23 protein-coding genes and 2 tRNA genes are annotated in these 22,805 nt (G+C 71.3%); 12 read left to right on the top strand and 13 right to left on the bottom strand.

The window, feature by feature from the left end:
- Positions 1–107 precede the first annotated feature (107 nt).
- The 7 genes from ACZ7MY_RS24595 to ACZ7MY_RS24625 all read left to right on the top strand — a co-directional run bounded on the left by ACZ7MY_RS24595 (position 108) and on the right by ACZ7MY_RS24625 (position 6,684).
- Positions 108–413: a hypothetical protein gene (locus tag ACZ7MY_RS24595; RefSeq protein WP_499604769.1), complete on the top strand. Its 306-nt coding sequence runs from the start codon at positions 108–110 to the stop codon at positions 411–413.
- A gap of 198 nt (positions 414–611) precedes the next feature.
- Entirely contained in the window at positions 612–1,523 is a 912-nt protein-coding gene (locus ACZ7MY_RS24600; RefSeq protein ID WP_499604771.1) for a bifunctional MaoC family dehydratase N-terminal/OB-fold nucleic acid binding domain-containing protein, read from the top strand.
- Positions 1,524–1,542: 19 nt separating this feature from the next.
- Entirely contained in the window at positions 1,543–1,929 is a 387-nt protein-coding gene (locus ACZ7MY_RS24605; protein WP_499605035.1) for a MaoC/PaaZ C-terminal domain-containing protein, read from the top strand.
- Positions 1,926–3,116 (top strand): lipid-transfer protein, encoded by a 1,191-nt coding sequence (locus ACZ7MY_RS24610; protein ID WP_499604773.1) that lies wholly within the window; start codon positions 1,926–1,928, stop codon positions 3,114–3,116. Before ACZ7MY_RS24605 ends, ACZ7MY_RS24610 begins: the two co-directional genes overlap by 4 nt.
- Before the next feature lie 129 nt (positions 3,117–3,245).
- Positions 3,246–4,259, top strand: a complete 1,014-nt coding sequence (locus ACZ7MY_RS24615; protein WP_499604775.1) for a DUF1906 domain-containing protein — start codon at positions 3,246–3,248, stop codon at positions 4,257–4,259.
- Between the two features lie 172 nt (positions 4,260–4,431).
- Positions 4,432–4,956, top strand: coding sequence for a SigE family RNA polymerase sigma factor (locus ACZ7MY_RS24620; protein ID WP_499604777.1), 525 nt, complete (start codon positions 4,432–4,434; stop codon positions 4,954–4,956).
- 78 nt (positions 4,957–5,034) lie between these two features.
- Positions 5,035–6,684 (top strand): long-chain fatty acid--CoA ligase, encoded by a 1,650-nt coding sequence (locus tag ACZ7MY_RS24625; RefSeq protein ID WP_499604779.1) that lies wholly within the window; start codon positions 5,035–5,037, stop codon positions 6,682–6,684.
- Positions 6,685–6,756: 72 nt separating this feature from the next.
- Here the strand turns inward: ACZ7MY_RS24625 and ACZ7MY_RS24630 are convergent, their stop codons facing one another.
- Together ACZ7MY_RS24630 and ACZ7MY_RS24635 are read right to left on the bottom strand one after the other, a co-directional pair.
- On the bottom strand, positions 6,757–10,122 hold the full coding sequence (locus ACZ7MY_RS24630) for a hybrid sensor histidine kinase/response regulator (protein WP_499604781.1): 3,366 nt from the start codon (positions 10,120–10,122) through the stop codon (positions 6,757–6,759).
- 220 nt (positions 10,123–10,342) lie between these two features.
- A complete protein-coding gene (locus ACZ7MY_RS24635) occupies positions 10,343–10,786 on the bottom strand; it encodes an SSI family serine proteinase inhibitor (protein WP_499604783.1) in 444 nt (147 codons plus the stop codon).
- A gap of 186 nt (positions 10,787–10,972) precedes the next feature.
- Here ACZ7MY_RS24635 and ACZ7MY_RS24640 point away from each other — a divergent pair.
- A tRNA-Ser gene (locus ACZ7MY_RS24640) sits at positions 10,973–11,063 on the top strand.
- Between the two features lie 181 nt (positions 11,064–11,244).
- Positions 11,245–11,317: transfer RNA gene (locus ACZ7MY_RS24645), tRNA-Arg, on the top strand.
- Positions 11,318–11,397: 80 nt separating this feature from the next.
- Here ACZ7MY_RS24645 and ACZ7MY_RS24650 read toward each other — a convergent pair.
- From ACZ7MY_RS24650 to ACZ7MY_RS24670, 5 genes are all read right to left on the bottom strand, one after another.
- Positions 11,398–12,672 carry a site-specific integrase gene (locus ACZ7MY_RS24650; protein ID WP_499604784.1) on the bottom strand — a complete coding sequence of 425 codons (1,275 nt, stop codon included), beginning with the start codon at positions 12,670–12,672 and terminating at the stop codon, positions 11,398–11,400.
- On the bottom strand, positions 12,672–12,869 hold the full coding sequence (locus ACZ7MY_RS24655) for a helix-turn-helix domain-containing protein (RefSeq protein WP_499604786.1): 198 nt from the start codon (positions 12,867–12,869) through the stop codon (positions 12,672–12,674). The genes ACZ7MY_RS24650 and ACZ7MY_RS24655 overlap by 1 nt, the downstream gene beginning before the upstream one ends.
- A 183-nt stretch (positions 12,870–13,052) precedes the next feature.
- The gene (locus ACZ7MY_RS24660; protein WP_499605038.1) at positions 13,053–14,192 is read right to left on the bottom strand and encodes a DUF3631 domain-containing protein; all 1,140 of its coding nucleotides are present in this window, start codon (positions 14,190–14,192) and stop codon (positions 13,053–13,055) included.
- 170 nt (positions 14,193–14,362) lie between these two features.
- Positions 14,363–15,268: a bifunctional DNA primase/polymerase gene (locus tag ACZ7MY_RS24665; RefSeq protein ID WP_499604788.1), complete on the bottom strand. Its 906-nt coding sequence runs from the start codon at positions 15,266–15,268 to the stop codon at positions 14,363–14,365.
- Between the two features lie 89 nt (positions 15,269–15,357).
- On the bottom strand, positions 15,358–15,753 hold the full coding sequence (locus ACZ7MY_RS24670) for a deazapurine DNA modification protein DpdA family protein (protein ID WP_499604790.1): 396 nt from the start codon (positions 15,751–15,753) through the stop codon (positions 15,358–15,360).
- Between the two features lie 247 nt (positions 15,754–16,000).
- Between ACZ7MY_RS24670 and ACZ7MY_RS24675 the strand changes: the two genes are divergently transcribed.
- On the top strand, positions 16,001–16,159 hold the full coding sequence (locus ACZ7MY_RS24675; protein WP_499604791.1) for a hypothetical protein: 159 nt from the start codon (positions 16,001–16,003) through the stop codon (positions 16,157–16,159).
- A 190-nt stretch (positions 16,160–16,349) separates the two neighbouring features.
- Here ACZ7MY_RS24675 and ACZ7MY_RS24680 read toward each other — a convergent pair whose 3' ends face one another.
- The 6 genes from ACZ7MY_RS24680 to ACZ7MY_RS24705 all read right to left on the bottom strand — a co-directional run bounded on the left by ACZ7MY_RS24680 (position 16,350) and on the right by ACZ7MY_RS24705 (position 20,989).
- Positions 16,350–16,817 carry a hypothetical protein gene (locus ACZ7MY_RS24680; protein ID WP_499604793.1) on the bottom strand — a complete coding sequence of 156 codons (468 nt, stop codon included), beginning with the start codon at positions 16,815–16,817 and terminating at the stop codon, positions 16,350–16,352.
- Positions 16,818–17,021: 204 nt separating this feature from the next.
- Entirely contained in the window at positions 17,022–19,133 is a 2,112-nt protein-coding gene (locus ACZ7MY_RS24685; RefSeq protein ID WP_499604795.1) for an ATP-binding protein, read from the bottom strand.
- Positions 19,134–19,228: 95 nt separating this feature from the next.
- Positions 19,229–19,456, bottom strand: coding sequence for a hypothetical protein (locus ACZ7MY_RS24690; protein WP_499604797.1), 228 nt, complete (start codon positions 19,454–19,456; stop codon positions 19,229–19,231).
- 17 nt (positions 19,457–19,473) lie between these two features.
- Complete coding sequence (locus tag ACZ7MY_RS24695) at positions 19,474–19,860, bottom strand: RRQRL motif-containing zinc-binding protein (RefSeq protein WP_499604799.1); 387 nt, start codon at positions 19,858–19,860, stop codon at positions 19,474–19,476.
- A complete protein-coding gene (locus ACZ7MY_RS24700; protein WP_499604801.1) occupies positions 19,860–20,729 on the bottom strand; it encodes a DUF2637 domain-containing protein in 870 nt (289 codons plus the stop codon). The genes ACZ7MY_RS24695 and ACZ7MY_RS24700 overlap by 1 nt, the downstream gene beginning before the upstream one ends.
- Positions 20,726–20,989, bottom strand: coding sequence for a DUF6284 family protein (locus tag ACZ7MY_RS24705; RefSeq protein WP_499604802.1), 264 nt, complete (start codon positions 20,987–20,989; stop codon positions 20,726–20,728). The genes ACZ7MY_RS24700 and ACZ7MY_RS24705 overlap by 4 nt, the downstream gene beginning before the upstream one ends.
- A gap of 488 nt (positions 20,990–21,477) precedes the next feature.
- Here ACZ7MY_RS24705 and ACZ7MY_RS24710 point away from each other — a divergent pair, with 488 nt between their 5' ends.
- Together ACZ7MY_RS24710 and ACZ7MY_RS24715 are read left to right on the top strand one after the other, a co-directional pair.
- Positions 21,478–22,236: a GntR family transcriptional regulator gene (locus ACZ7MY_RS24710; protein ID WP_499604803.1), complete on the top strand. Its 759-nt coding sequence runs from the start codon at positions 21,478–21,480 to the stop codon at positions 22,234–22,236.
- A 23-nt stretch (positions 22,237–22,259) separates the two neighbouring features.
- Positions 22,260–22,799 (top strand): P-loop nucleotide/nucleoside kinase family protein, encoded by a 540-nt coding sequence (locus tag ACZ7MY_RS24715; protein ID WP_499605040.1) that lies wholly within the window; start codon positions 22,260–22,262, stop codon positions 22,797–22,799.
- The last annotated feature ends 6 nt before the right edge of the window (positions 22,800–22,805 follow it).

The raw sequence follows: 22,805 nt of genomic DNA on the forward strand, positions 1-22,805 counted from the left end.
GTCCGCCGCGGTGCTGGGCAACTCTGGTTGCGGCGACGTCGCAGAGCCGGCGGAGCGGTCGGCCGGCCGCGCCGCGCACCTCGTATCCACTCCTCGGAGGGAAACACATGGCAAGCATCCGTACCGCCCGAGTCATGGCCACCCTGGCCGCACTGCCGCTGGCGGCGGCCCTGTTCGCCGGCACGGCGGTGGCCGACAACGGCGCCGTGGCGGGTGGCACCTCCAACGCGACCGTGGTGAGCAACAGCGGTGGCAACGTGGGCCGCGACAACTTCGGGACGGTGACGACCACGCAGCAGGCGGCGACCGGGGCGGGGGCCTCCAACCAGAACAGCACGGCCAGCGTGGTCGGTTCGGCCTTCACCACCATCAACCAGCCCACGCTGAACATCCACTTCGGGCCCATGTGGTGAGCGGACCGGCCCGCCGCCGGGGCGGGCCGGGGGGCTGAAGGGTCGACTGCGCGACGGCAACCTCACTGCCGTCGCGCAGTCACGTCCGGCGCTGTCCACAGCCTGTGGACAGCGTTTTCCGACCGGGCGTCTTGACAGCGGCGCCACCCCCTGGCCAATCTGACGATCAGTCAGAAAACAGGGGCGGTGACGGCGACCATGACGACCGACGACGACCTGTACGAGCGGCTGCGGACGTACGAGGGACGCCCCGCCGCCCTCGCGGGCGAGGGCAGGGACCCCGTCAACACACCGATGATCAGGCACTGGTGCGAGGCGATGGGCCACCCCCTCCCGCCGGACGGAACGGCACCCGCCCCCATGCTCCAGGTGTGGACCATGCGCGGCCTGCCCGCGCTCCCCGGCGGCCCGGACGCCGCCGGGGGCGGCTCCCGCGCCGGCGCCTACGACGAACTCCTCGCGCTGCTCGACGGCGCCGGCTGCACCGCGGTCGTCGCCACCGACTGCGAGCAGGAGTACCTGCGGCCGCTGCGCCCGGGCGACCGGATCACCTTCGACGCGGTGATCGAGTCCGTCTCCCCGCGCAAGACCACCCGACTCGGCAGCGGCCACTTCGTCACCACGCGCACGGACGTACGGGCGGACGGCGAACCCGCCGGCCGCCACCGCTTCTGCATCCTCAAGTACGCCCCCGCGCGGGCGCCGGGCGAACGGCCGCGGCGGCCCCGCCCCGTCGTCAACCGCGACAACGCCGGGTACTGGGAGGGCGTCGAGCGGCACGAGTTGCTCATCCAGCGCTGTTTCTCCTGCGGCACCCTGAGGCTGCCGTGGCTCCCCGGCTGCAACAGCTGCGGCTCCGGCGCCTGGGACACGCTACCGGCCTGCGGGCGCGGCACGGTCTTCAGCCGCGTCGTCGTGCACCACCCGCCGTTCCCCGCCTTCGACCCGCCGTACGCGGTCGCCCTGGTCGAACTGGCCGAAGGAGTCCGCCTGCTGGGCGGCGTCGTCGGCGTGCCGTACGAGAAGGTGCGCATCGGCATGCCGGTGACGCTCGCGTTCCGGCACGCCGAGGGGGAGCCGGTCGTGCCCGTCTTCCGCGCGGAGGTGTGAGGTGACCGGATCGACGCAGGTGCGGGCCGGCGACGTCCTGCCGGAGCTGCGGATCCCCGTCACACGGACGCTGGTCGTCGCCGGGGCGATCGCCACCCGCGACTTCCAGGACGTCCACCACGACCCCGACGCGGCGCGGGCCAAGGGCTCGCCGGACGTCTTCCTGAACATCCTCACCACGGGCGGGCTCGTCGGCCGTTACCTCGCCGGGCACTTCGGCCCCTCGGCGGTGCTCCGCTCGCTGCGCGTGCGCCTGGGCACGCCGGCCCACCCCGGCGACGAGCTGGTGTTCACCGGCAGCGTCACGACGGTGCGCGGCACGGCGGCGACCGTGGAGGTCGTCGGCGCGGTCGGGCGGGGGAACCACGTCACGGGCACCGCGGTGGTGGAGGTGGGCGGCGGATGAGCGTACGGCGGCGCGACGGACTGGGCGGCCGGGCCGCGATCGCGGGGATCGGCGCCACGGAGTTCTCCAAGGACTCCGGCCGCAGCGAGCTGCAACTGGCCGTGGAGGCCGTGCGGGCGGCGGTCGAGGACGCCGGGCTGACGCCGTCCGACGTCGACGGCATGGTCACCTTCACGATGGACACCAGCCCGGAGATCACCGTCGCCCAGGCCGCCGGCATCGGCGAACTCGGCTTCTTCTCCCGGATCCACTACGGGGGCGGTGCCGCCTGCGCCACCGTGCAGCAGGCCGCGATGGCCGTCGCGACCGGCGTCGCGGACGTCGTCGTCTGTTACCGGGCGTTCAACGAGCGCTCGGGCCGCCGTTTCGGCTCCGGCGTCCAGCGGCGCGAACCCTCGGCGGAGGGCGCGGCGCTCGGCGTCAACCTGCCGTCGGGGCTGCTCACCCCCGCGTCCTGGGTCGCCATGTCGGCAGAGCGCTATCTCCACACGTACGGGCTCGAACCGGAGGTTTTCGGCCATGTCGCCGTCGCCGGGCGCCGGCACGCCGCGACCAACCCGGCCGCCTGGTTCCACGGCCGGCCCATCACCCTGGCCGACCACGCCGCCTCGCGGTGGATCGTCGAGCCGCTGCGGCTGCTCGACTGCTGCCAGGAGACCGACGGCGGCCAGGCGCTGGTCGTCACCTCCGCCGAACGCGCCCGCGACCTGCGGCACCCGCCGGCGGTGGTCAGGGCCGCGGCGCAGGGCGCGGGGCGCGGCCAGGAGCAGATGACCGGCTACTACCGGCCGGAGCAGGACCTGTGCGGGCTGCCCGAGTCGGCCGTCGTGGCCCACCAGCTGTGGCGCACCTCCGGCCTCGGGCCGGCGGACGTCGACACCGCCGTCCTCTACGACCACTTCACCCCCTTCGTCCTGATGCAGCTGGAGGAGTACGGGTTCTGCGGGCGCGGGGAGGCGGCCGCCTTCGCCGCCGACGGCGGCCTGGAACGGGGCGGGAGGCTGCCCGTCAACACCCATGGCGGCCAGCTCGGCGAGGCGTACCTGCACGGCATGAACGGCATCGCCGAGGGGGTACGGCAGTTGCGCGGCACCAGCGTCAACCAGGTCCCGGGCGCGGCCCACGTCCTCGTCACGGCCGGTACGGGAGTCCCCACCTCGGGACTGCTGCTGGGCGCGGCGGACTGAGCGTTCCCGCCGCCCACCGCCCGCCACCCGCCGCCCGGCGGCCCATACGGGGCCGGGTGTTGCTGCGTACGGCTGACAACGGGGCGTGGCTCCGCCGTCAGGGGGAAGGCGCCTGCGTTCACTCGACGCATGCGCGAACACAAGCCGATCATCCGACACGGGGCGATCGTGGCGATGGTGCTTGCCTGCCTCCTGGCCGGGCCCACCGCGGCCGAGGCCGTCGTGCCGCGTCCCGCCGCGTCGGTCGCCGAGCGGGCCCAGGCGACGGCTTCCGCGCCGGACACGGCGCCCGCCGGAGGACCGGCCCGAACACCCGGCGACGGCGGTGACGACGGCCCGTTCGGCTTCGCCGACACCGGCCTCCTCGACGGCCTGGACCTCCCCTACGGCCTCGGCGGCGGGGGCGCCCCCGAGAGTGCCCCGGCGCGGGTCTACCGCGGCTACGGCTTCGACACCTGCCGCACACCGCCGCTGTCCACGATGCGCGCCTGGCTGCGCTCCAAGTACCGCGCCATCGGCGTCTACTACGGCGGCCGCGCCCGCGCCTGCACCACGCAGCGCCATCTGAACCGCAACTGGGTGCGCTCGGTGCACCGGATGGGCTGGCGCATCCTGCCGATCTACGTGGGCTCGCAGTCGCCCTGCGTACGCGGCAGGCACCTGCGCGGCCACCGGATGAGCACCGACGACCCCTGGGGCCAGGGCGCGAGCGAGGGCTGGGACGCCGTGCGCAGGGCCGCCGCCCTCGGCTTCGAGCCCGGCAGCGCGCTCTACCTCGACATGGAGGCGTACAACGTCAAACGGTCCCGCTGCGCCGACCAGACCCTCGATTTCATCCGGGGCTGGGACCGCGAGGTCGACGACGCCGGCTACCTGCCGGGCCTCTACAGCAGTTCGGAGTCCGGCATCCGGCACATCGAACGGGCCCGCCGGGAGGGCTACGACGACCTGCCGCGCGCCGTCTGGTTCGCCCGCTGGCAGGGGAAGCCCGCGGTGGGCAGCGAACCGGTCCTCGAACGGGACGCCTGGCATCCGCACGGCCGCATCCACCAGTACTCGGGCAGCGTGCGCGAGAAGCACGGCGGACGGCGGCTGGCGATAGACCGCAACCGGCTGGACGGGCCGGTGGCCGTCGTCGGATGACGCGGCGGGCGACCGCCGGGACGCGGCCCCTGCGGGGTGACCCGTAGGGGCGGCGGGTCCGGCCTCAGCCCTCCGGAGGTGGGGCGGGCCCCCGCCCTACGACTTCAGGGTGACCCCGCTTCGGCACCTGCGGCGGATCCCCCGCGGCCGGACCGGCTCCTAGCGTGGAGCCATGACCACGCCCGTGTGCACAAGCGCCGCGCAGGCCCAGTTCACCCGCTACGTCCGGGCCAAGGGCCCGGCGCTGCTGCGGACCGCGCGCTCGCTCACCGCCAACCCCTGCGACGCCGAGGACCTGCTGCAGACCGCCCTCACCAAGACCTACCTGGCGTGGGACCGGATAGACGACCACCGGGCGCTGGACGGCTACGTGCGCCGCACGCTGGTCAACACCCGTACCTCGCAGTGGCGCAGGCGCCGCGTCGAGGAGTACGCCACCGAAGAGATCCCCGAGCCGCACGGCCACGCCGTGACCGGCCCCGACGCGGCCGAGCAGCAGGCCCAGCGCGACGCGCTGTTGCGCGCGATCTCCCGGCTCCCCGCCCGCCAGCGGGCGATGGTCGTCCTCAGGTACTACGAGGACATGAGCGAGGTGCAGACCGCCGAGGTGCTCGGGGTGTCCGTGGGCACGGTCAAGAGCGCGGTGTCGCGCGCCCTCGGCAAACTCCGCGAGGACCCCGAATTGCGCCTGGGGTAGTGACATACCGCTCGGTATGCCAGCAGAATCTCAGCACCCACCTACCCACGCGTAGCCGCTTCAACGAGGAGGCGACCGGTGCTGAGCACAATGCAGGACGTTCCCCTGCTGGTGTCCCGGATCCTGACCCACGGCTCGACGGTGCACGGCCGGTCGCAGGTCACGACCTGGACCGGCGAAGGCGAGCCGCACCGCCGGTCGTTCGCCGAGATCGGGGCCCGCGCCGCCCGCCTCGCGCACGCGCTGCGCGACGGACTCGGCGTCGAGCGCGACGACCGCATTGCCACGCTGATGTGGAACAACGCGGAGCACGTCGAGGCGTACTTCGCGATCCCCTCCATGGGGGCCGTCCTCCACACGCTCAACCTCCGGCTCCCCGCCGATCAGTTGGTCTTCATCGCCAACCACGCCGCCGACCGCGTGGTCCTGGTCAACGGCACCCTGATCCCACTGCTGGCACCGCTGCTGCCCGCCATGGAGACGGTCGAGCACGTGGTCGTCGTCGGTCCCGGCGACACCTCGCCGCTGGAGGGCTGCCGCCCCACCCTGCACGCCTACGAGTCCCTCATCGAGGGCCGCCCCGAGAGCTACGACTGGCCCGAGCTGGACGAGCGTTCCGCGGCCGCCATGTGCTACACCTCGGGCACCACCGGCGACCCCAAGGGCGTGCTGTTCTCGCACCGTTCCATCTACCTGCACTCCCTGCAGGTCAACATGGCCGAGTCGATGGGCCTGACCGACTCCGACACCACCCTGGTCGTCGTGCCCCAGTTCCACGTCAACGCCTGGGGCCTGCCGCACGCCACCTTCATGACCGGCATCAACATGCTGATGCCGGACCGCTTCCTGCAGCCCGGCCCGCTCGCCGCGATGATCGAGGCCGAGCGCCCCACGCACGCCGCGGCCGTCCCCACCATCTGGCAGGGCCTGCTCGCCGAACTCGCCGCCACTCCGCGGGACATCGGCAGCATGCGCCACGTCACCATCGGCGGCTCCGCCTGCCCGCCCTCCCTGATGGAGGCGTACGACAAGCTCGGCGTCCGCCTCCTGCACGCGTGGGGCATGACCGAGACCTCCCCGCTGGGCACCATGGCCCACCCGCCGGCCGGCCTCACCGAGGAGGAGGAGTGGCCGTACCGGATCACCCAGGGCCGCTTCCCCGCCTCCGTGGAGGCCCGCCTGGTCGGCCCCGCCGGCGAGGTGCTGCCCTGGGACGGTGCGTCCGCGGGCGAACTGGAGGTCCGCGGCGCGTGGATCGCCGCGGCCTACTACGGCGGCGCCGACGCCGAACCGCTGCGCCCCGAGGACAAGTTCAGCCCCGACGGCTGGCTGCGCACCGGGGACGTCGGCACCATCACCCACGACGGCTACCTGACGCTGACCGACCGCGCCAAGGACGTCATCAAGTCCGGCGGCGAGTGGATCTCCTCCGTCGAGCTGGAGAACGCCATCATGGCCCACCCGGCCGTCGCCGAGGCCGCGGTCGTGGCCGTGCCCGACGACCGCTGGGGCGAACGGCCGCTCGCCACGGTCGTCCTCAAGGACGGCAGCACGGTCGGCTACGAGGAGCTGCGGACCTTCCTCGGCGAGAGCATCGCGCGCTGGCAGCTGCCCGAGCGCTGGGCGGTCATCCCGGCGGTGCCGAAGACCTCGGTCGGCAAGTTCGACAAGAAGGTGATCCGGCGCCAGTACGCGGAGGGGGAGCTGGAGGTCACCAAGCTCGTCTGACGACCCGGCACGCGTGCGCCGGGCCCCGGGGGACGTGCCCCCGGGGCCGGGCGCACGTCGTGCGGAGGGCCCTCAGGAGCCGATCTTGCCGAGCATGTCGACGATGCGGCCCTGGACGTCCGCGCTGGTCGAGCGCTCCGCGAGGAAGAGCACCGTCTCGCCGGACGCCAGCCGCGGCAGCTCCGCCGGGTCGATGTCGACCGCGGTGTAGACGACCATCGGCGTGCGCTCCAGCCGGCCGTTCGACCGCAGCCAGTCGACGATCCCCTGCCGCCTGCGGCGGATGAGCATCAGGTCCATCACCACGAGGTTCGGGTGCACCTGAGCGGCCAGCGTCATCGCGTCCGCCTCGGACTGGGCGTGCGCGACGTGCATCCCGCGCCGCTCCAGCGTCGCGGCGAAGGCCTGGGCGATCGGCGCGTGGGCCTCGATCAGCAGCACCCGCGGCGGGTGCTGCTCGCTGTCCCGCGGCGCCAGGGCCTTGAGGAGCACGGCGGGGTCGGCCCCGTACGCGGCCTCCCGCGTCGCCTGCCCGAGGCCGGCCGTGACGAGCACCGGCACCTCGGCCTGCGCCGCCGCCTGACGGAGCGACTGCAGGGCGGTCCGGGTGATGGGCCCGGTGAGCGGGTCCACGAAGAGCGCGGCGGGCGGATCGGCGACCTGCGCGTCGACCTCCTCGCGGGAGCGGACGATGACCGGGCGGTAGCCGCGGTCGGTGAGCGCCTGACGGGTGGCGACGTCCGGCTCGGGCCAGACCAGCAGCCTGCGCGGCTCGTCCAGGACGGCCCCGGGCTCCTGGCCGTTCTCCTCCGTGACGTCGACGGCGCCGTTGGGGCCGTCGAGCGGCTCGGGGCCCTCGGTGTCCTCCGTGGGGGCGCCTATGGCGTACGCCCGGCCGGGGGTCTCCGTGCCGTTGACGACGGCGGGCACGGCGGGCGCGGCGGGTGCGATGGGCGTCGCGGGGGTCGCGGTCTGCGCCGGCTCGGGCTCCGCGGGGGTGGCCAGCTTGCGGCGCCGCCCTGAGCCGCTGGACGGCTGCGCGATCTGCTCGTTGATCTGCTGGGCGAAGGCGACGCCCTGGCCGAGGGTCCGCACGCTGATGGCCCGGCCGTGCGTACCGCCGCCGCCGTTCTGCGCGGCCTGCGCCTCGGGTTGTGCCTGCGGCGGCGCGGGGGCGGGGGCCGGGGCAGGAGCCAGTGCCTGGGGCGGGACCATGGGCTGCGGCTGCGGCGGGGCGACGGGTTGAGGCTGCGCCACGGGCTGCGGTTCCGGGCTGCGCTGCGTCTGCTCGGGGATCATCGGCGGCTCGAGGGCCAGGGGTTCCGGCCGTGCCGCCGGGGTGGGCGGCGGGAGCCGCCGCGGGTCGACGATCGCCGACGGGCGCGGGGTGCTCTCGACGATGCCGCGCGGACGGCGGGCCGACCCCTGGGCCTCCGGCCACTCGGTCGCCGGCGTGGCGGGGACGGAGGGGGCCGACGGGGCGGGCGGCAGCGCGGGCAGCTCCGGCGGGGCCGGTGCCTCCGCGACGGCGGCCCGGCGCGCGCGGCGGCCGTTGCCCGGTGCGCCCTGCTCCGGCGCGGGTGCCTCCGGCAGCGCGGGCTGCAACCCGGGCTGCGGCTCCTGCGGGGTGGCACGGCGGGCCCGGCGGCCGGTGGGCTGCTCCTCCGCATCGGCCGGAGCCGGCGGGAGCGCGGGCTGTGCCTGGGGTTGCGCCTGGGACTGCGGCTCCTCGGGACGGCGCAGGGCACGGCGCCGTCCGGTGGGGGTCGGGGCGTCGGTGGTGGGCGCGGCGGGCAGCGCGAGCGCGGCACCGGGCGCCGGGGTCGCCGCCGGCGTGGCCGGCCGGGCCGGCTGCGGGACCGGGACGGCCAGGGGCGCCGGGGACGGCGCCGGCGGAAGGGCGGCGGGGGCCGTACCGCGCACCGGCTCGGCCGGCACCGGCATCACGGTCGTCTCCGACTCCCGCCGGGCCTCCTTGACCGCCGTCTTCGTCCCGCCCTTGCCGACCGGCACCTCCATCACGTAGGCGCTGCCCTGCCCGGGCACCTCGTGCGTCTGGAGCACACCGCCGTGCTTCTCGACGATGCCGCGCGCGATCGGCACGTGGACCGGGTTGTCGCCCGCGTGCGGGCCGCGCACCTCGATGCGGACGGAGTCGCCGCGCTGCGCCGCCGCCACCACGATCGTGGAGTCGACGCCGCCGACCACGACCGGCACGTTGCCGGCCGCGTCGACGCCCGCCACGTCCGCGATCAGGTGGGACAGCGCCTGCGACATCCGCTCCGGGTCCACGGTCGCCTCTATCGGCGGGGCGTGCACCGCGTACTGGGCCCGCCCGGGACCGATCAGCTCGACGGCCGCCTCGACACCGGACGCCACGACCTTGTCCATCGAGGTCGTCTCGCGCTGCAGCTTCTCCTCGCCCCGGTCGAGCCGCTGGAAGGAGAGCACGCTGTCGATGAGCGTGGTGATCCGCGCGTAGCCCGCGGTGAGGTGGTGCAGGATCTGGTTGGCCTCCGGCCACAGCTGCCCGGCCGGGTCGTTGGCCAGCCCGGCGAGCTCGGCCCGCAGTTCGTCCAGCGGCCCGCGCAGGGCGTCGCCGAGCAGCGACTGCAGTTGCGCGTTGCGCGCCGCGAGCGCGTCGAAGCGCGTGCGGTCGGTGAAGGTCATCACCGCGCCGACCAGCTGGTCGCCCTCCCGCACCGGCGCCGTGATCAGGTCGACCGGCACCGAACGCCCGTCCTTGCGCCACAGCACCTGGCCGCGGACCCGGTGCTTCAGCCCGGAGCGCAGCGTCTCGGACAGCGGCGTCTCCTCGACGGGCAGCGGGGTGCCGTCCGGACGGGAGTGGTGCACCAGCGGGTGCAGCTCCTGACCGCCGAGGTCGGTGGCCCGGAAGCCCAGGATCTGCGCGGCCGAGGGGTTGACCAGGACGATCTTGCCGTCGGTGTCGACGCCGATCACGCCCTCGCTGGCGGCGCGCAGGATCATCTCGGTCTGGCGCTGCTGGCGGGCGAGTTCGGCCTCGGTGTCCAGCGTCCCGGTCAGGTCCCGGACGACCAGCATCAGCAGCTCGTCGCCGGTGTAGCTGTAGGTCTCGGCGAAGGGTGTGCGGGCGTCGTCGAGGTTCGCGCTCGTGACCTCCACCGGAATTTCACTGCCGTCGGTCCGCCGGGCGACCATCCGGGTCGGCTTGGTACGGCCCTCGTCGTCGTCGGGGCGGCGCATCGAACCGGGGATGCGACGCGCGTCGAACGACGGCAGGAGGTCGAGCAGCCCGCGGCCCACGAGGGCGGTGCCCGGCGACTCGAAGGTCTCCAGGGCGATGGAATTGGCGTTGACGACGGTCCCGTTGGCGTTCACCAGCAGCAGGGCGTCGGGCAGCGCGTCGAGTATTGCCGCGAGGCGAGCAGCGCCTCGGGATGGCCTGCTGCTCACGAGACGCGTCCTCCCTGAAAACCGCACTTGCTGCCGCGCCACCACCCGCGAAGGGGGCTTCCACCGGTGGTGGCCCATCTTGCCGCCGACCGGGGGGCATGTCACTAGAGCGAGTGTACGGGCAGAGGTTGGCGGCGAGGCTCCGGATGCCCATGTCCCTTACGCGTGAGTAGCGTTCGTGGCCGGGCCGTGCGGATGTGGTGTCGGTCACCCTCGCAGGTCACACACCCCGGCCGGCGGGCCCGTCGTGGGCCGGGGGTGCGGGCAGCACGGGGGCCATCCGCCGCCAGCGGGCCGTCTCGCAGCCGTTGCTGCGGTCGTAGCGGGCGTCCACGGGCCGGCCGCGCCAGCTGCCGCGTACGGTCGCGCGCTGCGGGCCGCTGTAGATCATCGTGCACATCGTGCCCGCGGGTGAGGGCCCCACGGGACCGCCCAGCCGCTCCAGGTGGGCGCACGCCTCCGACGCCTCGGGGTGGGTCCCGCCGGCGGGGCCGCAGCGCAGGTCGTACTCCGTCACGTGGCCGCCCCCGTCGTCCACGGTCACCCGCAGCACGTCGGGCGGCCCACCCGGCGGCCCCGGAGGGCAGGCCAGGGCCGGTGCGGCCACCGTCAGTGGCAGGCCGAGCGCGAGCGCGGCGGTCATGGGCACACGAGCCAATCGCATGCTCCGTCCCTACCTCCCCGCCGCCGCCCGCGCCCGCCAATCCACCCGATCGTGGGCGCGTCGCCACGGCGCCCGCCGCAACGCCTTTGCCCTGGCCGCACGCGGCCTAGTAATCTGGTCAGCGATTGGTCCCAGCCCGGTGGGCTGTGCCATCATCTGCACACACCCGCTCGCGCGGGCGCACCAGGAGGCGTCGCCTAGTCCGGTCTATGGCGCCGCACTGCTAATGCGGTTTGGGCTTTACCGTCCATCGAGGGTTCAAATCCCTCCGCCTCCGCTCCACGGAAGCCCCGGCCAACCGGCCGGGGCTTCTGCCGTTCCCGGGACCCCTGCTGGGCCGCCGTTGGGTTGTTTCCGCAGGTCAGAACGGGTGTGGCTAATGGATTTCACCTCACGGCGCGGGTCATGTAATGTTGTTCCCGCAACGCCGACCGGCAAGAAAACGCCGGGAAGCACAAGCACTCGTAGCTCAACGGATAGAGCATCTGACTACGGATCAGAAGGTTGCAGGTTCGAATCCTGCCGAGTGCACACAGCTCAGAAGGCCCCCGGGATCATCCCGGGGGCCTTCTGACATCAGCGGCTGACATCAACGTGGTTCGGCCGATGTCTCAGCCGGCCGCGAGGCCCACCGCGTCGCCGTCCTCCTCGTCGTCCAGCCCGAGGGCGTCGTCCATGCGATCGGCCGCGGCTCGCAGGGTCGTGTGCATGACGTGCGCGTAGGTGTCTAGCGTCATCGTGATCGTGCTGTGCCCGAGCGTCTCCATGATGGTCCGGGCGTCGACCCCCTGAGCAAGGAGCAGCGACGCGCACGTGTGTCGGAGGTCGTGCACCCGGACCCTACGGATCTTGGCGTTGCGGCAGAGAACCGTGAGCATCCTGTTGAGGCTTCGGGGATCCGTTGCGCGCCCCGTGGCGGTGGTGAAGATCAGCCCGCTCGGCTGCTGCGGGAGGGGCTGCCACTTGCTGCCGGCCACGGCCCGCTCCTGGGCCTGCGTGACCTTGTGGGATGTGAGTGCGGCGACGCAGCGCTTCGGAAGCGAGACGGTCCGCACCGAGCGCATCGTCTTCGGCGTTCCGAAGATCAGCTCACGCTTGATGCGTTGGAGGTTGCGCCGGACCCTTAGCTGACCGTTGGTGAGGTCGACATCGGCCCACGTGAGGCCCAGCACCTCGCCCCGACGTAGGCCGGTAGAGACCAGCAGTAGCCACAGCGCATAGAGCCGGTGGTCGCGTGCGGCCTTGAGCAGCATCTTGGCTTCGGCGCCGTCCAATGGGCGGACTTCCTGTCGGGTGACCGTGGGGGTCTCCACGATCTTGGCGACGTTGCGGGCGATGAGTTCTTCTCGGACCGCCTGCTGGAGAGCGGAGCGCAGGACGGCGTGGACGTACTGGACCGTCCTCGCGGACGGGTGCCGCTTGCAGCACTTTCCGACCGCACAGCACGTCTGGTCGCCCTTCTCCCTGGCGGCGTCGACCCCTCGGAGGCAGCAGAGGCAACCGTTCTTGAACTCGGCCAGGAACAGGCGGACATCGGTCGGGGAGAGGCGGTTGAGCCTCTTCTTGCCGAGTGCCGGGGTGATGTAGAGCCGGCTCAGTCCCTCGTAGCTGTTGAGCGTGGCGGGCTTGAGCCGAACGGACGCGATGGTGGCAAGCCAGTACGTGAGGTAGTCGCCGAACGCCATGGCGGAGGTGGCGGCCGGGATGCCCTGCCGGGTCTTCTCCTGGAGTTCGGTGAGCTTGTGGCCTACCTCCTCCCGCGTCTTGCCGTAGACGAACTTCCTCACGCGCGTTCCGTCGGGGCGGTAGACGTATGCAGCGGCGTGATAGCGCCCGTCCTTGCGCTTGGTGATGGTGCCTTCGCCGTTGGCGCGGCGCTTGGCCATTACGCGGCCTCCTCAATGCTCTGCTGGATGTAGGTGCGGACGGCGTCGACCGGGATGCGGCGTGAACGGCCGGCGGTGAAGCTCTGGAGCTGCCGAGAGCGGATGAGGTCGTAGACCTTGCTGCGGCTGAGTCGCAGGGCGGTCATGACCTCGGGGACGGTGAGGGCTTCGGGTGCTGCGGGCGTGGCGGAGCGCACGTCGAACCTCCGGGATGCTGTGGGGCTCCTGGCCCCCCTCTGGGAAGTCCGCTACTTCCGCTACCGCCGCTACCTCGCAGGTCAGGAGCCTGTTCGGGGGTAGCGGGAGAGGTAGCGGTAGCGGATAGAGCGGGGTCCGGTAGCGGGAAGTGAGGGCGGTTCCCGCTACCGGATCAGTGCAGGTCAGGCTGTGTTTTCGCACCCCGGTAGCGGAGGTAGCGGACTTTCCGGGGGTGGGGGGCAGTAGCGCTGCCACGCGTCGTGCAGATCGGTGGCGTAGTAGCCCTTGAGGACACCCCCACCGGTCTTGATGTTGCGAGAGGCGACCGGTTCGCCGTCGGCGGTGACGTACTCGCTGAGCATCCGGGACAGCCGGCGGGAGTCGAGCGGGCGCCCGTTGAGGTCAGCCCACGGGGCGTCGTCCAGGGCGTTGAGCCGGTCCAGGATGGCCACGGTGGGCAGGCGGTCGATGCCACTGAGCACGTGGTCGCGCAGGTCGGTCAGCAGCCTCACGCCGACGCTGCCTTTGTCGTTACTGCGGGAGGCTTTGACCAGGGCCAGGCAGGCTTCCCGGGCCCGGCGGGGCCAGTCGCCTCCGACGGCGTCGGCGATGGCGATCAGGGGTTCCCACACGTCCGCGGGCCGGTCGGTGATCCCCTCGGGCATCTCCGGGAACGCGTCCGTGACCTGCTCCTGTACGGTCTCGGCCCACTTGGCGAGCCGGTCGCGCAGGGCGTTGCCCTCACGGACATGGATGCGGGTACGGAACTGTTCGGCCTTCTCGTTCCGGGCCCTGCGGCGCATGCGGATGATGACGGAGCGGGTCAGGATCGTGTCCGGCAGCGACCCGAGTCCCGCCACTGCCACGGCGCAGAACGACGGGAAGCCCTGCACTTGCTGGTTGGAGCCATCCCCGACGCACCGGTACATGACCCGGCCGCGGGTGTGGCCGGCGTTGATGAACCCCCGAAGCTGCTCGTTCTCCCCTGCTTTCGGGCCGAAGATGGTGTCGATCTCATCGAACAGGATCGTGGGACGGCCGCCGTCGATGCCGGACACCGACCGGAACAGGGCCGATGCGGAGGCGTCCACGGCCGCCATGGCGCGCGGCACCAGCGATTCGACCACTTCCAGCGCCCGCGACTTTCCCGACCCCGGCTCCGGGGACAGAAATGCCAGGCGGGGCGTGGAGTCGAACGCGTCCAGCAGGTGCGCGTGCGCGTCCCACAGCGTCACCGCGACGTAGGCCGCTTCCTGCGGGAAGACGTTGAAGCGTCGGTGGAAGGCTTCCACCTCGTTCAGCAGTGCTGCGCCGTCGGTCATGGGGGCTGTCCTCCGGTCGGTTTGCTGCGGGTCAGGGAGAGGAGCTGACAGGACGCCCTCACGGGCGGCGACTTTCGGCGCACCACCCGCCGCGAGGGCGTGGGTCGGCGTGGCGGGGCCGGGGCCGTTGGTGGCGGTGATGCTCTTCAGTGGAGAGCGGGTGGAGGTGGTCATGCCGTGTCCCGGCGTCGCGGGTTGTGGGCGATGGACCAGTTCAGTGCGCTGCGCAGGGTGGAGCGGCACTGTGCTGCCGGCAGTCCGGCCGTCTCGCCAGCTTCCTGAAGAGCCTGTTCAACCACATGGCGGGGGAGGTCGCCCCATGCGACGAACCGCCCCACGGCGCGGGCGGCCCGGAACAACGTCGCCTCACGCGCGCCCTGTTGGGAGCCGGCGACGGTCCGTGTCTCGTTGGCGAGCGCTATGTCTGCGTATCGGCGTGATTTCCCTGCTACGGCCATTGAGGGGGCCTGTGCGGGCTTGGGGGCGGGTTGAAGGATGCTTTGCAGCCATCGGGGCAGCGAGGCGACCACGGGGCCGCCTACGGCCTCATACGGTCCGGCGGCTGTTTCGGAGCCGGCGGCGACGACGTACCCGCCCCACCCGCGGGTGTCGACCAACGGGCCCACGGTGCCGGCAGTGTTGGTCAGCCGGATGCCGGGTGGGGCGGTGAAGTACAGGTGCTCTCCACCGCTCGCGGTCCGAGTCCGGTAGGTGTCGGGGACGGCCTGTCCGGCGCGCTCGCAGAGCGCCCTGAAGGTCGCCGCGCCGTCAGGCGCGTCTGCACTGCTCTTGTCCTTGGACACGTCCAGGTCGACAACCAGCAGCCCCGAGGGGCCCGTGGCGATACCGACGTTGAACGGACCGTGCGACCAGGTCGCGCGGATACGCTCGGGGTCGGCGGTGGCGCGCTGCTCCCACTTCCGATGCCCCGCCGCGCAGGGCCCCGTGCGGGGGCAGGTGGCTTCCCCGTGCAGAGCGGGCCGCTTACTGCCGGGACGGAGCGGGAACACGTGCCATCCGCGTTCCGCCGCGCGTAACGCTGCCGACAGCAGCGCGGATCGTGCGTCATGGGTCATGCTGAATGTCTCCAGTTCTCTTGCTGGGTGCTGGATTGCCGGGGCGACCGCAGTTCTTTGGCGAGATGCGGCGGTCGCCCCGGGCGTCGTTAGGCCGCGTTCAGGGCGGGTTGTTGCCAGGCAGGCACGTGGGCCAGGACTCGGGTGCGCCAGTTCATCGCGTTAGGCAGGCAGTTTGCGCAGTTCATGTGGATGTGACCGGGCATCGTGGGGCGGTGGCGGGCATGGGTGGACCAGGCCAGCGAGTCCTCGGAGGTCAGCAGGTGGCCGGCCTTCTCTAACCCGAGGGTTTTGAAGCCGAAGCCGTGCAGGCGAGCCCATGCCCGGCAGGGGTCGTGACGATCGCCGCAGCCTCCCGGGGTGGCCTGCCGACGGCAGACCGAACCGAGACCGACGGTCAGTTCTCGGGTGGGCCGACACCCCGCTGTCGCTGTAGCCAGGAACCTTGGTCTCCCGAGGACTTCAAGATCAACACGGAGGGTCACCCGAGACCGCAACAATTACGAAAAGGGCAACATCGGTGCCCACTCGCATACCTCGAAGAAATCGGACCGAACAAGGCTCTGAGCTGGGACAAGAGCGTGGAACTATGCACAAGAGGCGAGCGAATGAGGCTTTTTGCGGCATCGAGTGCCACCATGTGGCCTCAACGACGTCACCGAGTGCACGCGATCACAGGGGTACTGCCAGAATGATCCTCAACACCCGCTAGATGAAGGGGAGAGGAGAAATATGGCTGCTTCGAAAGAGATCGGCAGAACGGTCCGGTTAGCCATTGTTGAGAAGCACCGGACCGCCCGCCTTGTCTGCATCCTGCTGGCGGTGGGCGCCATTGCAGGTGCATTCCTTCTGATCATCAACGGCGTTGCCGTCTCGGTGATGATCGGTTAAGGCGTCCCTGAGGGCGTCTTGGCAAGCTAGCTAAGCACGACAGAGGGGTCTGGTCGACTTCAGGGTCGACTAGGCCCCTCTCATGGCCTCACGCCGCCCAAGGGCGAACGAGCAACACACCCCAGATCCATTCCGGATCGGTGACGTACCAGCAAGGGGCGCGGGTACGGCGGCGGGCCCGAGGGCCCGCTTATCCATGGAAGTGGTTGCGCTTGAAGACGGCCTTACGGATATTGACCGTGGTCCCGCGGTCGCCCTTGTCACTGCGCAGGACTTGGACGGCGATCCATCCGCCGAAGATGACCGCGGCCAGGATGATGAGCTGGTGGACCAGGGCCGCGAGTGCGGCGATGAACGTCGTCAGCAGCACCAGCCCGCCGCACACGGCGGCGAAGCCGACGCCCCCGAGCGCGATGTTGACCGCGGTCCGGGAGACGGCCGGCCGTGCCTCGGTCGACGCGGGTACCGGGGCGGGGGTGAGGGTGTAGCCGGTGACCACGCGCCCGTCGGGCAGGACCACGCTCGCCACGGCCGCGGCCGGGTTCGGCTGGACGGGTATCAGTGGGGCCGCGTAGGGCTGGACAGGGACGAACGGCGGCGGCTGGTGGATGGTCATGGCCTGCTCGGTGGCCGCAGCGGGGGTGCTGTCGGGGAACATGCGGAATCCCTTCTCGGCATGGCGCAGGGAGGCTGAGGCACCCCCCGCTGGGGTGCCTCTGGAGGGGGTGTTGGGGGTGCTGACCTGCGGTCCTCCCTGACTCCCTGATGGATCATTCGTCCTGGTCAGGGGCAGGGAGGCGGGTCAGGGAGGGATTCAGGGAGTTCTCCCTGCCTCCCTGACCCGCGCCGGGTACGGCTCCCTCTACTCGCCGGCAGAAGCGGAACCATCCGTGTCGCGGTTTGCGAGGACCCGGGCGAGGCGGTCGCGTCCGATGACCATGCGGCCGTCGGACTTGTACGGCTCAGCGCCGGTGCCGTCCAGGACGCGCTTGAGGTCGATGAACGACCAGCCGCCGTAGGCGTCCGCGTTCAACGTCGCCAGCCGCTTCAGCACGTCCTGCGTCAGCACCCGCGGCGCGTCCCCGAGCACGCCGGCGATGTCGGCGAGCGGGTCACGGTCCTGCCCGCGCTCGATGACGTGCAGCGTCGTCACGCCGTCGCGCAGGGCCTTGGCCCGGGTCGCGATCGTCTCGGCGTCCTCGGTGCTGATGTAGTGCGTCCGCACCGTGATGGACGACTGTCCCTTGGGGATCTCGATCCCGTCGGAAGCGACGACCAGCGTTCCCTTGTCCAGACCCGGCCGCAGCAGGTTCGGCGCGGCACCGCCGTCGACGGCCTTGTCCCCCAGCGCCATACGGGCCTGCGACTCCGTACCGAGCGCGAGTGAGGCGCGGGTATGGGCACCCTCGCGGACGAGCTTGGGGAGGTTCTGGTCGGTGGGGTCCTGCGTGCCCTGCCACAGCAGCACGTTCACGGCCCGACCCTGGTTGTGGATCTTCCGTGCGGCCATGAAGTACCGGCTGGTGGAGGAAGAGCCGCCGTAGGGGCGCTTGTCCTCGTCCTTGACCGGGCACATGAACGCGACCTGCGCCTCGTCCACGATGACGATGAGCGGCGGGAACACCGTTCCCGGGGGCGCCTGGATGCGGCGGTTCATCTCCTCGACCGCGTCTTCGACCATCTCGGTGACCTGGATGACGTGGTCATCGGTCGGTCCCTGGATGAGCCGGGAGGCGAGGCCGTCGAACATGGCCCAGTCGCCGACGCCCTTGAGGTCGCCCATCCAGAACTCCACCGACCGGTCCAGGGCTAGCCACAGGGCGAGCGCCCGCAGGGCTGCGGTCTTGCCCTGGTTGGACAGGCCCGTGATGAGGAGGTGCCGCTGATAGACGCTCAGGGCTGCGGCGTCGCCGCGCAGGTCCTGGCCCCACGGGGCGCGGCCCTTGGCGTAGTCGGCCCGAAGGGTCTCGTCCGTGGTGAGCGGGGACGGGCCGATCGGCTCATCCAACGCGCCGGAGTCGGCGATCCACAGCCGCACGGTGCGGGCCGCGGTCGGGATGGTGATGAACACCTCGTGCTCGTGCCGGGTCAGGTTCTCGGCGAGCTTGCGGCGCCGGTTCTGCACCTCGATCGTGGACACCCCCGAGGGGAGGGTGACGTCGACCTCGACACCGCAGCCGGCGATCCGGATCGGACCCAGCATCGACGCTCCGGCGTCGCCCATCTCCTTGATGGCGTTCCGCAGCGCAGGCACCCCCAGGTCACGCAGGGCCTTGACCACGATCGACGGCGTGATCGGCTCCCCCTCACCCGACCGCACGTGGGCGGGCATCGTCCACTGCGGGGCCGCCTGCTGGTGCCGACCCACCGCCCACAGGGCCAGCAGAGTGAGGAACGGGCCGATCTGGACCAGCGGGCCCCACACCACCTGCACGATCGTGATCACCAGGTTGATGAACTTGATCACGGCCATGATCGGCGTGACGACGTCCGTGACGTCCTTGGTCGCGATCGCCATCACGATGCCGAGGGCGACCAGGCCACCGATGCCGACGCCGGTCCCGACCACGATGCCCTTGGCTGCGGCGACGGGTGAGTAGAGCAGGTCCATGCGGCGGCGGTGCCGGGCGGCGCGGAAGCGCTGCCCGCGCTCCTCCCACTGCATCGCCTCATCAAACTGCCCCGCAGCTTCCGCCGCGCGCAGCATCCGCTCGTAGCGGGCCGCCGTGCGGCCCTCCCAGGTGCGGCGGACCACGATCCGCGTACCTCCGAGGACGTACATGCCGTGCCGGATCACCGCACGCGCCACGGTCTTCGTCCGCTCGTGCGTCGCCGCCGTCTTGATGGCCCGGCCGGACCGGGCCCAACGCCGCGTGAGCTGCGGCTTGTCGGCGGCCGGTATGGGCTTGGGGTCGACCGCGGGCGCGGTGTCGGTGTCGGGGTGCTTGAACAGTCGAACGACGTTGTCACTCATGCTTCGGGATCTCCAGACTGCCCCGCTCCCGGGGCACACAAGGGAAGGCCCGGGACAGTCCTTCTGTCCCGGGCGGTGCGCTTCGGGTGGTGCAGTCAGGCGGGGTGGGGCAGGGCGCGGCACTTGGCGGAGTGCGTCTGGGCCCAGTCCTGCGTCTTGCGGACCGTGTCGGGCAGGGTGGCGGCGTCGCAGCCTCCGCAGGTGGCCACGTAGTAGTCACCGGACTTGGTGACGTCGACCGTGGCGCCGAACAGGGTCAGGTAGCGGTAGAGCACGCCCGCCGGCCAGGGAGCGGACAGCAGAGCGGAAAGGTTGCTGGTCACGCGGTTCTCCTCGCGGGTCAGGCCGTGCACGGCTGGTCGGGATAAGCGCAGGGCACGCACATGCCGAGCGACGTCGGGATGCAGTAACCCGCGTCTGTACGGCAGGCGGGGCAGAGCCGACGGGCCGTCATCGCCGCGGCGAGAGCGGCCCGCTTCCCGGGGGTCATCGGCCGCACGGGCTTCGCCCGGTCGACGCGGTAGAGGTAGGCGACCAGCACCCCGGACTTCCGCCGGCGTGCCTGACGCATGAGCTGAGCCGCAACCGGCTGACCACCAGGGCGCAGACCGCGGGCCCGCAGTTGCCGGCGGGTCGCGTAGCCGTCGGGGGCCAGGCGCCACGGGAAGGTGGGGATCCCCCAGGTGGCGCCGGACGGGTCGTAGCACTTCCCGAACGCCGGCGACATCACGCAACGACCTCAACGTCACCAGGGCCGTCGGTGCGCTCCGCCCGCAGGGTCTCCCGCAGTACACGGGCCTTGGCGGGCGAGGTACGCACGGCGCGGCGGATGCCCTCCGCCGTCAGGTCCTCGATCGGCCAACCCTCGGTCGCCTTACGGGCCTCGATCAGCAGCTCATCGGCCGTGCGGACCGGTCGGGGCGTGCGGGCCGCATCGGGGACCCGACCGGTCGCCCCACGCGGGCGGGTCGACTCCGCCGCGGCAACCGCGACCGGAGCCGACTCGATCGACCCGACCGGCTCCACCACAGTGGGCAGGACCGGGACGGGAAGCGCGACCGGAGCAGGCGTCGTATCGGGTGTCGCGGGGGTCGACTCTTCCAGGTCAGCCGTAGACCGATTCCTCTCGGTCTCGGTTGATTCCTCCGCATTCGTGTGCGGAGTCGACTGGTGGTGCAGCACCTTGGCCACGAGGTCGGAGCCGAAGTAGATCGACCCGACCGGAAGCGAGGTGGCCAGTAGCACCAGGGCCCAGTTCGCCGGGTCCCAGTCGGCCAGACGACCCCAGTCGACCGACCCGCCGTGCAACTCCGGCACGAGCCCGTGCACGTAGTTCAGCAGCAGCGACGCGACGGTGTACGTGGCCAGGACCCGCAGTGCGAAGCGGCGGTCCCGATCGGTCAGGACCAGGGTCGCGATCAGGGCCAGGGCCATCAGGCCGTCGACCACGAACGGATACAGCGTCGCGGCCGTACTGTCGGCGCCGATCGTCTCGGCAACGTCGCGCAGCGCGTTCCAGGAGACCCGGAACGCCATGCCGACGACACCGACCAGAGCCAGCACCAGGGCGGCCCGCCCCTTGCGCTTGAGATTCACGCGGCACCGCCGGACTTCCCGGCGGGCCGGTTGGCCACTGCCCGCCGGGCGGCGAGTACCCGCCGGCGGGCCCGACGCAGCCGCCGGGCGTCCACCTCGGTGGGCGTGCGGTCGAGCGTCATGATCTGCGCGTCCAGCAACTCGACTTCCGCCAGGACGACGGGCATCTCACGCTCGACCGCAAACAGCTCGCCGTCCGACGGTTCACCATCGGACAGGACGCCGGTAACAACCGGCTGACGTGCAGCGATGTTGCTCATGGGTCGTGTTCTCCCTAGTAGAAGGAACGGCCCGAACAGCACCCCCGGAGCTGCAACTCCGGGGGTGCGCGCCGTTGTGTTGATGCGCCACGTCAGTCGCGCGGCACGGCCGCTGGGAGCGGCCAGAGTGCCCCGGGCGAGATTCGATCCCGCGCCCTTCACGGCTGAATGCCGGGGCGATGTTTATGTCTCCTTCGGGGTTCCGCGCCCGTGTCAGGTAGCGCGGCAGGGCCCGTTGTAGGCGTATGGAGACGTGACCTTTCGGTCTAAGCCGTCCGGAGTGACAAGGGTCCGGTCCGCCCTCGGCCCGCTCTGTCCCGGGCCCCTTGACCCCGAATGCGCCCTAAATCAGGGCGTATTGAGGTCCGGCACCCACCAACCGGCCGAACCGACCAGCGAGCACATCCCTAAGGTTCCCTAGGGTTCCCTGTGGTGTCAAGCGGTAAGCTAAGGAACCTCAGGGAAGTGACGACAAGGAGCGAGGCAACATGGCAGGCCAGGCCGACAACCGGGCGCCGTACGCGAAGATTGCCGCTCACTACACGGAGCTGATCGAGTCCGGTCAGCTAGAGCCGGGAACGCTCTTGCCGAGCATCAAGAACATCTCGGAAGAGTGGAAGGTGAGCACCGCAACGGCAGAGAAAGCCCTGCGCAAGTTGCGCAACGAGGGGCTTGTCCGAGGTATTCATGGCATCGGCACTGAAGTCTTGGACCGGCCGGCTCCGATGTCTTCAGGTTCCCAGCGGCAGGACCGGGGACGCCGTACGGGGTCGAGCTGGGGGGCAGGCGAGAGGTCTGACTCGCATCAAGCGGGCATGGTGCCCGCACCTGCTGAAGTGGCACGAGCACTGGACATTGAGCCTGGCGCAGAAGTCGTGCGCCGTAGCCGGGTGTACAGGGACCGGCACGGCATCGTGGCGCACAGCACGTCGTGGATTCCCGCTCGGTACGTAAAGCTGATCCCGCAGCTATCAGCGAGTGAGCGTCTGACGGGCGGAACCTCGCTCCAGCTCATCGCCCAGGCGACTGGCCACCCGATCAGCCATCGCATCGACACAGCCTCCGCCCATCCGCTGACGCCGGAGTACGCACAGCTCTTGGAGCTGGACTCTGACAATGTGCCGGCGGAACCGGTGGTCGTGATGACGGCGAAATTCGTCGACAGCGAGGGCTACGTCGTCGAGTACGGCGTGGACCTCGGCGGGCCCGGTCGGACATGGCGTACAGAATCGGAGGTCACCCCGTGACGGTCGGGGGAGACACGCTTGCGATGTCCCCACACCCGCCGTTCTGCGTCCTGATGGCTGGACTCCCCGGCTCCGGCAAGACCACCCTTTCCCGTGCTCTCACCGCTCGCGGGTTCGTACGGCTGTGCCCAGATGAAGAGATGTACCGCCGGCATGGGGTATATGGAGTGGACTTCCCCCGGGGGACCTTCCCCGCGCTTGAGCGGCCGGTCCTTGAAGACGTGGTGGTCGACCTCTGGGAACAGCTCGCGGCGGGGCACGATGTCGTCGTAGATCACGGCTTCTGGACCCCAGAGGACCGAGCCAGATGGCGCGCCGTCGCCGCCGACGCCGGCGCGACCCCTGTACTCGTTTATCTCGCTGCCAGTCATGACGAACTGTGGGCAAGGATCAGCAAGAGGAACGATTACCACGCGGACGATCCCAACTCGATCTACTTCTCCGAGAGCGATCTACAGCGGTACCGCAGCCGGTTCATCCCCCCCACAGCAGACGAACCGCACATGCTGTACGACGGTGACCCGGGTGCTGTGATCGCAGCATTGGAAGCGTCTACTCTTTGACGTTGG

This window comes from Streptomyces sp. NPDC111520 (assembly GCF_055635295.1).